Here is an 11,112-nt window from a genome sequence, read left to right as displayed (position 1 = left end):
GATTATCTTTTTCACAATTAATTTATGTTCAATTATTGAGTATAATTTTTTCGAAGCTAGGACCTTTAAAAACCCATATGAAGCTTAAACTAACAAGCATGAAATATTTTAAATTAATCACATTATTTCTTTTGTGTGCATTTGCTTCGATCCCGGTATTTTCGCAAGAAAAGGAACAAGAAGAAACAGATGTAATAGAAGATTTCGAAGGTGAAGAAGCGCTTGCACAAGCCGCACAGAATCCTGTTGGAGATTTGATAAGCGTGCCTTTACAAAATAACACAAATTTTGGATTTGGGCCTTATGATCGTACTCAAAATGTATTGAACATTCAACCTGTCATACCCATAAGTCTGGGTTCAGATTGGAACTTAATAACCCGTACCATTTTCCCTGTCATAACACAACCCGATTTCTTTTCTGAAAATGGATCTACAACAGGATTAGGCGATGTAAATTTCACTGCCTTTGTATCACCTGCAAAACCAGGTAAATTTATTTGGGGTGCTGGTCCGGCTATAATACTCCCAACTGCTACAGATGAAACTCTTGGTAGTGGCAAATGGAGTGCAGGTCCATCAGTAGTCGGTCTTACAATACAGGGGCCTTGGGTCGCCGGATTGTTAGTTAGCCAGGTTTGGTCGTTCGCAGGACAGAGCGATCGTGGTGATGTTAGCTTTTTTCTTGCTCAATATTTTGTAAATTATAATATGGATCATGGATGGTATTTAGTTTCCGCTCCAATAATAACATCTAACTGGGAAGCTTCTTCAGGCAATCAATGGATCGTGCCATTTGGTGCCGGGGCCGGAAAAATCTTTCGTATTGGCAAACAGCCTATAAATTTTAATACCCAGGCTTTCTATAATGCTGTAAAACCAGATTTCGGACCAGACTGGCAATGGCGGGTTCAATTACAATTTATGTTTCCTAAATAATTTTGATCTACTTAACTTAAAACCTGTAAAATGGAACAATTTATCTTTAAAATGAATAAATTAAATCAAAGAGGACTATGGCTCATTGTAGTATTGCTTGTTACTTGCTTTTCAACGAAAAGTGTAAACGCACAAAACAAAAAACCCAATATTCTTGTAATATGGGGAGATGATGTGGGTTATGATAACCTAAGTGCATATAACAATGGTATGATGGGGTATCATACACCCAATATAGACCGTATAGCTGAAGAAGGGGCATTATTTACCGATGCCTATGGCGAACAATCATGTACAGCTGGAAGATCTGCTTTTATACTTGGTCAACACCCTTTTCGTACGGGACTTATGACGATAGGAATGCCAGGATCAGATCATGGCATACCTGATTTTGCACCGACCTTGGGCGATATATTAAAAACGAAGGGTTATAAAACCGGTCAATTTGGAAAGAACCACCTAGGTGATCAGGACAAGCATTTACCTACCGCTCATGGATTTGATGAATTTTTTGGAAACTTGTATCACCTCAACGCTGAGGATGAACCCGAAACATATCACTACCCCAAAGATCCCGAATTCAGAAAGAAATTTGGACCAAGAGGGGTGATAAGATCCAGTGCAGACGGACCTATTACCGATACAGGGCCTTTAACTATGAAAAGAATGGAAACTGTTGATGAAGAATTTCTTAAAGGAGCTTTGGAATTCATGGAAGGATCAGCAGATGCTGGTGAGCCTTTTTTCCTTTGGTTCAATACTTCCAGGATGCATAATTGGACACGCCTAAAAGAATCCTCTAAAGGAACAACTGACATAGGCTTGTATGCAGATGGTTTGGTAGAACATGATGGTCATGTGGGGCAATTGCTCGATAAGCTAGAAGAACTGGGTCTGATGGAAAACACCATTATCATGTACACTTCAGATAATGGAGCTCAAAAATTTTCATGGCCTGATGGCGGAGCATCCAGATTTCGCGGAGCTAAGGGAAGTAGCTGGGAAGGTGGACATCGTGTACCATTGATGGTACGCTGGCCAGGTGTTATCAAACCAGGAACTGTATACAATGATATGATTTCGCACTTGGATTGGATGCCAACATTTTCCGAAGCTGCAGGCATAAAGGATTTACCTGAAAAACTTAGAAATGGTTTTGAAGCCAACGGAAAAACTTGGAAGGTTCACCTGGATGGAGAAAGCTTCTTGCCGTATTTCAAAAATGAAGTAAAGAGCAGCCCACGAGAGTCTTATTTTTATTTTGGTAATGATGGAACCATGAATGCTGTGCGGTACAAAGACTTTAAAGTTCATTTTAACGTCTGGGAAGGTGCTACACACGCCATGGGTGGTGCACGTATGGTTACACCTGTGTTACCGCTTATTGTAAATCTACGTTCTGATCCATTTGAAAGTGCTATGGATGAATCTGGAGCTTGGGAGAATTGGGCATTTGAGAATTTGTGGCTATTTGTGCCCATTCAGGTTGAAGTTAAAAATTTCTTATATACTATCCCTGGTTATCCTTTTCAAGCCGGAAGTTCCTTGTCTGCTGGAGGCGTTAACTACAGCTTGATAGAAAAAGCCAGAGCGATGAAAAACCTTGAAGATTTGATTAAGCAGATGGATAAACTTGGGCCTGGAAATCATTAGAGATTTTGATCGATAATTCACGTTTTTGACTTAAAGTATTGAAAATAACGGCAAACAAATTGCTTGAATTTTTCAGTATTTTAAGGAAAATACGTCTTCCTAAGGGGTGTAACTACCTTAAAAAAAGCACTATAAATAATTGATTAGAGTCCCGTCTAGACCGCAACAATAAGTGTTAAGTTTTAAGGACTAAGTACTAAGGAAAGGCTAATTTCACTTAACACTTAACACTTAACACTTAACACTTAACACTTAACACTTAACACTTAATGCTGAGGTTTTTTTGTTTTTAGGAGCTTCCTAAGCTTTTTCCACCTTTTCAATTCAATCTTATTGTGAATCCTTTGCGCCATGGGGCTTACCCATCAGTTAGCTAGAAGGACATTTGCCACTGCGGTGCTGCTGTTTTATAATGTGCCAATGGAGGTGGTTTCAGAGCCACTAGGACACTCTAAAATGGCTACTACTCAGCAAAGTTATGGGAAGATAGTACAAAGGAAGGTTGGGGAGGAGATGACAAGGATAAGGGAGGACCGAGAGGTTCTCCTTTGTCCCCTGATGGTGATGTTTTTTTTTAAATTTGATCATCGTAATCACAAGATGTTTATAATTATTTGCTACTTTCAAGCCTGAAATGTTAAACGTCAAACCTTGGAGTTTTAATTTAATAAAAAGTCATTCTCTTGCAAAAACAATTAGTTTATTTGATGTGTAAATTGAATCTAAAATCAATAACGACAAGGGATAACAGAGAGTGATGATAATTGCAGATAAACATTATATAGTGTATATTAACTAGTTGTGCTTCATTAGAAGCAACCAATAACCAATGATAAAATTCTTTAGAAATATTCGACAAAAAATGGTGACTGAAAATAAGTTCAGCAAATATCTACTTTATGCTATTGGAGAAATAATTTTAGTAATTATCGGTATATTATTGGCACTACAGATTAATAATAGAAATTCCGATAGGATTGAAAAGAAAATTTTCGAAAGTAACCTTCAATTTGTTATTGAGGATTTGGAACAAGATAAAACTGATTTATTAAAGCTGAAGGAGGAAAGGCAACGGGTCATTAACAAAACTGATTTTATTCTGCAAGCAGTAAAAAAACAAAATGTTTTGTCTGCAACTGAGGTTTTTAATAATTCTGAAATTATGCTCTGGAAATCGTTTGATATAAATAACAATGGTCATGAAAGAATATTGTCATCCAACTTATATGAAGCTATTGATTTCCAACCGATAAGGAAAAAAATAAGAAAATATAAACTTGTTTACCAGCGAATTAAGGACCTTGAAAAGAAGCTTAATGAATCTGTCGAGGAAATGGAAATTGAAATGTCTAAAGATGGTTCTATATTGCAATTATACGAATATGGCAATTTGATGAACAACGTCGGTGAATTTGATAATACAACAAAAAAGGAACTTGAAAACTACATTATAGATTTTAATAAATTATACACTGATAACCCACCTATGTTATCCTTGTTTCAACGTGGTAAATTAATAACCAATGGTATCATTCAAACCTATGATTATTTTATTGAATTAGGAGAAGAATTACAACTGGAAATCGAGAGCTATTTGAACAAAAACTAACGAAAGCACAACAATACCTAAACTGCATTGAAACGTAGTTTAGCCCTATCGTTATTAAAGCAAACACATGAAACAGATCTCTTTTTGGCAAACATGGATAGTGGCAGGCTTACTGATGGCGATGCCCGCAACAGTCACAGCACAGGACGGTGAGCTCACTCTTGATGACCTGTTCGCAACGCCAAAACTGACGGGAACAACCCCGTCCCGGCCAGTGTGGGCACCGGACAGCGAGCACTTCGCCTTTTCCTGGAGTGAACCAGGAAATCCTGGGCGTGGCCTCTGGGTATCCACAAGCGATGGGAAGGAAGTGCGCCTCAGTTCCAATACAGAATCCGCGTCAGTACGCGATATTGTCTGGACTGACGCGAACACGATCGTCAGCCTGCGAGGTAACAACCTATGGCAGACATCGCTGAGCCAAGGAGTCGACCTCCAGTTTATGCCCGTCGAGGCAGGTGCACGTAACCTGTTGATATCGCCAAGCGGCAACCAAGCGGCGTATATACGGAACGGTGACCTGTGGCTTGCTGACTTCCCTTCCAAACAGAATCGCCAGCTCACCGAGATCGGCATCGCCAGTCTCTCGAGCTTACGGAAGGGGCGCTACAGCCGACCGGAACGTGAAATCGGTCCAGGCATCTGGAGTGGGCCAACGTACAAGTGGTCCCCGGATGGCAAGACAATCGCGTTTCACGTTGTTGACCGACGCGAGATGCGAAAGGTGCCGTTCCCGGATTACCTCGCTGCCGAAACCAATCCCAACGAGGTACGCCGAAGTTACCCGGGCGATCCAAACGAGATTCGCAGAGTTGGCCTGCTCGATGTAGAAAGCGGTAACATTATGTACCTCGATTTGCCAGACCCGAGCGCCAACCAGGTCATCGACTTCAACTGGTCACCGGGCGGTGATCTGCTGATTGATACCGCATCCGACACGGCGGTTGAACGTGAGTTGTTCGTCGTTGCACCCGGAGAAAGCCAACTGCGCGAGATTTGGCGAGGTGTTCGAGAGAGCCGCATGTACACATCGTTTGGATCTACCTGGCATCCGGATGGAAAGAAGGTCGTTTTCTTAAGCGATATGGGTGATCGCTACGGACTTTATACGATCGATTCCTCACCGTCCAGAGATCGTCCGCAGCTCCTGACAGACCCGTCCTACGATGTACTGTCCGCCCCAAGTATTGCTGGTGATGCACTGTTTTATGCAGGCAACGGCGTTAATCCTTACGAACAACATGTGTATCGCGTGAATATGTCCGGTGGCGATCCCGAGCAGGTGACGCGTCTTTCTGGTAAGAACGTTGGCTACCCCTCGCCGGATGGCCGGTACTTGGTGTTCATGCATAGCAACGACACATCACCGCCCGAGCTTTACGTGGTAAGCAGCGAGGGTGGTGACGCTACGCGAGTAACCCAATCGCCGTTGCCCGGCTTCACAGAGCGAACCTGGGCGGCTGCGGAATACGTTAGTTTCCCCAGTCTTGTAGATGACTACACGCTGCATGCCCGGATTCTAAAACCTACCAACATGCAGCCCGGTACGAAGTATCCAGTTCTGTTCGGGCCCGTGTATTCGAATACCGCAAGGAACCGCTGGGCCGGTAACTACAGCCTCGTACAGCAGCTGTTGGCCAAGAAGGGATATATTATCGTGCAGGTGGATTCACGTGGTAGCAACGGTTATGGCCGGGCATTCCGTGAAGAGTTCCTGCTGGGCTTTGCCGACCAGGACATTGAGGATTATGCGAGTGCCGTTGCCTACATGGAGTCACTGGTTTATGTCGATCCCGATCGCATTGGCATCTGGGGCAGCAGTTACGGTGGCACACTCTCCGTTTATTCGCTGTTGATGAAGCCAGGCTTATTCCAGGTGGGTGTTGCTGCAGCGGCGGCTGTTGACCCGATGTTCTTTGGCACGGACGATGTTGCAATTGTTCGTAGCCCACAGACACACCCGGAGGTCTTCGAAAGAAAAGCGCTCAACTATGCAGCGAATCTGGAGGATAAACTCCTGTTCATCCACGGCATCCAGGACCATGTGGTACCATTCAAGACGACGGCCGTGTTAGCTGAAGAACTGATTAAACAGGGCAAGGACTTCGACTTTGCGTTTGCACCGGGTGCGACGCATGGATGGAGCCGTGAGCGGAATTACAATCGCTACCTGTTTGGCAAGATAATCGAATACTTTGACCGACACCTAGCCGTGCCGTCTGAGTAGATGCCTGCCAGCCGGCAGGCTGGTTTGCAGGTGTCTTGTTGCAAGGCGTTGAGGAACGCCGGGCAGATTTACTTTTCTATATGTAACCAAAGATTTTGTCGAAGGAGGGGCGAAAGAAGTTGCTAAGAGAGATCATCTTGTTTATAAAGATACAATCGGAAATGGAACATATTTTTTTGGAGCTTCCTTTAATGAAAAGGGTGAACATATAATGTCACTTGCCATCGAAGATAATTTAATTTTAGAAACCAAGGTAGATTCTATGGCAATGAACCATGCCGTCACGGAATTATCAATTTGGCACAGAGTTTTTGTGAGATAATTTTTTCTTGCTCTAGGGTTGAACACCTTCAATAAAATACATTAAATAACTGTGATTCAATAATTTAAAATGCGGGTTCGAGTCCCGTCCAGACCGGAACAAGAAGGACTAAGGGCTAAGGATTAAGTACTAAGGACTAGGGACTAAGTACTAGAGAAAAATTATTTTTACTTAACACTTAACACTTAACACTTAACACTTAACACTTAACACTTAACACTTAACACTTAACACTTAACACTTAACACTTAACACTTAACACTTAACACTTAACACATGCCCGCGGCATGCAGGCTTAACACTTAAAAAGTAACACGGAGGTTTTTTTGTTTTTAGGGCTTTCATATGAACTCCACTTCAATATTCATCGTTCCCAATTCGATAATTAAATTCAAGTAATTTCAACTCCACGCCAGAATGCAACATGGCCTTTAATTTGATGAGCTGCTTCAGAAGGTTGTTTGTAAAACCACCCAGCGTCAGAATTGATTTCCCCATTAACTTCAATATTATAATAACTGGCCAATCCTTTCCATGGACAAGTAGACATATGGCTTGATTCTTTCAAATATTGACGTTGCAATGACTCTGGGGGGAAGTAATGATTTCCTTCAATTTCAATGGTTTTGTCACTTTGTGCCAAAATAGCACCATTCCATTTTGCTGTTTTCATATTTAGTGGATTGAGATGACCTACAAGGTATTGATTAGATTTCACTTTAGTCTTGCCTGGCAATAAACAATTACAAAACCTGTCAGCCGGCAGGCAGGTTCGAATTCACGAATACAGGAAAACAATAAAAAAGGGATGAGTAAATGAGAAGGATAAGGGAGGTGGCTCAGGCTCTCCCACTTCTTTAAGAAATCTAAAGTGAATTTTACTATCTTGGTTGACAAGAACGGACCTATGATAAAATTCTTTAGAAAAATTAGACAAAAACGACTTCAATAACAAATTATGCAAGGCTTATAGTTTGATTTAAAAATAAATCTAAGTAAAAATAAACGACAGACGCTCTATTACTCGAGTTAGGTTGTAGATCGAATAATAATTAATTAATTTTTTAACTTACCAAAACTAAATACAAGCATCATGACCCTACGATTTTATAATTTATATCTAATAATAGCCTGCCTTATTTTAAGTTCATGTTCTAATTTTGAAAAAGAATTTGGTACCATGATTATTCATGGAGGAACCATTTATACAGTTGACTCTATACAGACAACGGTAGAGGCAGTTGTAACAAAAAACGATATAATTCTATTTGCTGGAAGTTTTGAGGAAGCCATGAGCTATCAAAATGAGCAAACTGAGCTCATAGATTTAAAAGGTAAGACGATGACTCCTGGCTTAATTGAAGGTCATGGTCATTTTATGGGTTTAGGCTATAATGAATTAGAGCTTGACCTTATGAATACAAATAGCTATCAGGATATTGTTGACGCTGTTGCTGCGAAAGTTAAAACGTCTAAACCAGGAGAATGGATTATTGGTAGAGGTTGGCACCAAAGCAAATGGGATAGTATGCCTGCAATCCAAGTTAAAGGATTTCAGACGCATCATTTACTCAGCGAAATATCGCCAGATAACCCCGTTTATTTAAGTCATGCGAGTGGTCATGCTGGTTTCGCTAATGCTAAGGCTATGGAAATTGCTGGTTTTAATGGTTCTAACAAAGAAGGAATTCAGACTTTTGATATAGAAGGGGGAGAAGTTATTGTGGATCAATTTGGAAATCCAACAGGTATTTTCAATGAACGCGCTCAATCTATAATTTATAAACATATTCCAGAAAGAACAGCAGAAACAGATGTTCAAGCTTTTAGCCTCGCTGTTGAAGCCTGTTATAAAAATGGAATAACAAGTTTTCATGACGCGGGTATTTCAAAAGAAACCATCGCCTTATATGATGAGATGCAATTGGCCGGAAAAATGAATATTAGAATTTATGGCATGCTTACCGGCTGGGATGAAGAATTATTAACTGAATGGTATGAGAAAGGTCCTAGGATAGATCCAGATCATCGCTTTACAATACGTTCTGTAAAATTAAATTGCGATGGTGCTTTAGGATCAAGAGGTGCCTGGCTTTTAGAGCCTTACGCAGATCGACCAGGTCACTTTGGCCATGAAACACTTCCCATGGATTTTGTAAAAAAAACAGCTTTAAAAGGACTTGAATACAATTTTCAAGTATGTTCACATGCCATTGGCGATCGTGCTAATAGAGAAATTCTTGATCGCTATGAATCTGCCTTAAATGAAAAGGCTATGGTGGGCTCCGATCACAGATTTAGGATTGAACACGCACAGCATTTACATCCAGATGATATTCCTCGTTTTGCAGCATTAAATGTAATTCCTGCAATGCAGGCAGTACACTTGTCTTCAGATAGACCTTGGGCCATTGATCGTTTAGGTGAAAAACGTATCAAAGAAGGAGCCTACATGTGGCAAGATTTATTACAAAGTGGTGTTCCTATTGTTAATGGTACTGATGTACCGGTTGAACCCATTGACCCAATAGCTAGTTTTTATGCTAGTGTCAGCCGAAAGACCCTTAAAGGAATTCCCGAAGGTGGTTTTGAGCCAGAACAAAAAATGACACGTGAGCAAGCATTAAAATCATATACCTTGGATGCGGCTTATGGCGCTTTTGAAGAAAATATTAAAGGCTCTATTAGTAGTGGTAAGCTTGCTGATTTTACAATTTACAATCAAGATTTGATGACAGTTGAAGAAAATCAGATTTTAAATACTGAAATCGTTATGACTATTTTTAATGGTGAAGTAGTTTACAAATAAATAAAAACACCCAACATGGGTGAACTACTGCTCTTACCCATCACCTTATGCATCATAATTAAGTTTCAAAAACCAAACTTTTAAGCGCAGTTTGTTCAAAAGCGATATATTTACCTCTTTGACTCTTAATATTTAATAAATGAAAACTATTCCCCAATTCTCCATACTGTTTATAGCATTACTTCTTAATATTAGTTTATCCAAAGCACAGGATAAATCAATTTCTAAAGAATATAAGGAAAATGTGATTCAAAAACTCTCGCAATTAATGAATGACTATTATGTATTTCCTGAAGTTGCTAAGTTAACTGATGAGCATCTAAAGGCTCAAATGTTAGACGGCTATTATGATCAGTTTGAAAATGATGAAACTCTTGCAGCAGCCTTGACTAAATCAGTACAAGCTATTAATAAGGATAAGCATATGCGTATTAGGGCCAGTCAACCATATATGGCTCCAAAAAAATCTCGGGAAAAAATAATTGAAGAAAAAATTGCTCGAATCGACAATTCCAGAAAATCAAATGCAGGATTCAAAACTGTTGAAACTCTGGAAGGAAATGTAGGTTATTTGGATTTAAGAGGGTTTGCTGGATTAGAGACTGGGAAGGAAGTCACTGATGCTTATATGAAATTAATGTCAAGAACTGATGCGATAATCATCGACATAAGCAAAAATGGTGGAGGTAGTCCGCGTATGGTTCAATATTTATGTAGTTATTTCTTTGATCAGAAATTGCATTTGAATAGCCTTTATTGGAGGGAAGGAAATAGAACAGAAGAATTTTGGACATTAGATGAAGTTGGGGGTCTTAGAATGCCCGATACTCCGTTATTTATAATAACAAGTGAAAGAACTTTCTCAGCAGCAGAAGAATTCTCATATAATATGCAAACTCAAAAAAGAGCAATTTTAGTAGGGCAGACCACTGGAGGAGGTGCCAATCCAGGAGGTACTCAGAGAATCAATGATAATTTGAGTGTTTTTATTCCGACCGGAAAAGCAATTAACCCAATTACTAAAACTAATTGGGAAGGTGTTGGCGTAATTCCAGAAGAAGAAACAAGCATTGAAGATGCTTATGATAAAGCACTTGACTTAGCGCAAGAAGCTGCAGAAGCTTACCGAGTCAAAAGAAATGAAAAATATAACCAGTTGTTTATGGATTTAAACAGCAAGCTCGATAGTTATACTGTTGGAAAATCAGATGAAGCAATTCTTGAAAGTTTGAGAGCATGTCAAGAGGCTAATTTGTTTGATGAAGGAGACATCAATAACTTAGGTTATGAATATTTAATGACGTACGAAAAACCAAAAAGAGCTGAATCTATTTTTAGAGCAAATACTATTCTCTACCAGAACTCTGCAAATGCCTACGATAGTTATGGTGAATCATTAATGATAAATGGTGATTTAGAAGCTTCCCATAAAAACTATCAACGAGCAGTTAATATTGCTGTTGAAAATAAGGATGACAATCTTGAATTATTTCAGAAAAATTTAGAAGCAATAAAACAGAAGTTAAAAAATGACTAATTATTATTGAATTAGTA

General features: G+C 39.8%; 7 protein-coding genes. 6 read left to right on the top strand and 1 reads right to left on the bottom strand.

Annotated elements, in window-relative coordinates:
- Positions 1-98 precede the first annotated feature (98 nt).
- The 4 genes from QWY87_RS10180 to QWY87_RS10165 all read left to right on the top strand — a co-directional run bounded on the left by QWY87_RS10180 (position 99) and on the right by QWY87_RS10165 (position 6,427).
- Positions 99-938, top strand: coding sequence for a hypothetical protein (locus QWY87_RS10180; protein WP_290290829.1), 840 nt, complete (start codon positions 99-101; stop codon positions 936-938).
- 30 nt (positions 939-968) lie between these two features.
- Positions 969-2,591, top strand: coding sequence for an arylsulfatase (locus QWY87_RS10175; protein WP_290290826.1), 1,623 nt, complete (start codon positions 969-971; stop codon positions 2,589-2,591).
- Positions 2,592-3,420: 829 nt separating this feature from the next.
- On the top strand, positions 3,421-4,200 hold the full coding sequence (locus tag QWY87_RS10170) for a hypothetical protein (RefSeq protein WP_290290825.1): 780 nt from the start codon (positions 3,421-3,423) through the stop codon (positions 4,198-4,200).
- A 67-nt stretch (positions 4,201-4,267) separates the two neighbouring features.
- Positions 4,268-6,427 carry a S9 family peptidase gene (locus QWY87_RS10165; RefSeq protein WP_290290823.1) on the top strand — a complete coding sequence of 720 codons (2,160 nt, stop codon included), beginning with the start codon at positions 4,268-4,270 and terminating at the stop codon, positions 6,425-6,427.
- 713 nt (positions 6,428-7,140) lie between these two features.
- On the opposite strand, the gene QWY87_RS10160 is transcribed toward QWY87_RS10165, so the two are convergent.
- A complete protein-coding gene (locus QWY87_RS10160) occupies positions 7,141-7,422 on the bottom strand; it encodes a DUF427 domain-containing protein (protein WP_290290822.1) in 282 nt (93 codons plus the stop codon).
- 420 nt (positions 7,423-7,842) lie between these two features.
- On the opposite strand from QWY87_RS10160, the gene QWY87_RS10155 reads away from it, so the two are divergent.
- Together QWY87_RS10155 and QWY87_RS10150 are read left to right on the top strand one after the other, a co-directional pair.
- Entirely contained in the window at positions 7,843-9,558 is a 1,716-nt protein-coding gene (locus QWY87_RS10155) for an amidohydrolase (protein ID WP_290290820.1), read from the top strand.
- A 139-nt stretch (positions 9,559-9,697) separates the two neighbouring features.
- Positions 9,698-11,095, top strand: a complete 1,398-nt coding sequence (locus tag QWY87_RS10150; RefSeq protein WP_290290818.1) for a S41 family peptidase — start codon at positions 9,698-9,700, stop codon at positions 11,093-11,095.
- Positions 11,096-11,112 lie beyond the last annotated feature (17 nt).

The organism is Lutimonas halocynthiae, from assembly GCF_030409835.1.
Classification (GTDB): Bacteria; Bacteroidota; Bacteroidia; order Flavobacteriales; family Flavobacteriaceae; genus Lutimonas; species Lutimonas halocynthiae.
The sequence above is the reverse complement of the archived record's forward strand: the minus strand, read 5'-3'. Positions and strand labels throughout refer to the sequence as shown.

What these genes read in the sequence shown, in the direction of transcription:
- QWY87_RS10180 (WP_290290829.1), top strand. Translation starts at nt 99, where the DNA reads ATGAAATATTTTAAATTAATCACATTATTTCTTTTGTGTGCATTTGCT.
- QWY87_RS10175 (WP_290290826.1), top strand. Translation starts at nt 969, where the DNA reads ATGGAACAATTTATCTTTAAAATGAATAAATTAAATCAAAGAGGACTA.
- QWY87_RS10160 (WP_290290822.1), bottom strand. Translation starts at nt 7,422, where the DNA reads ATGAAAACAGCAAAATGGAATGGTGCTATTTTGGCACAAAGTGACAAA.
- QWY87_RS10150 (WP_290290818.1), top strand. Translation starts at nt 9,698, where the DNA reads ATGAAAACTATTCCCCAATTCTCCATACTGTTTATAGCATTACTTCTT.
- QWY87_RS10165 (WP_290290823.1), top strand. Translation starts at nt 4,268, where the DNA reads ATGAAACAGATCTCTTTTTGGCAAACATGGATAGTGGCAGGCTTACTG.
- QWY87_RS10170 (WP_290290825.1), top strand. Translation starts at nt 3,421, where the DNA reads ATGATAAAATTCTTTAGAAATATTCGACAAAAAATGGTGACTGAAAAT.
- QWY87_RS10155 (WP_290290820.1), top strand. Translation starts at nt 7,843, where the DNA reads ATGACCCTACGATTTTATAATTTATATCTAATAATAGCCTGCCTTATT.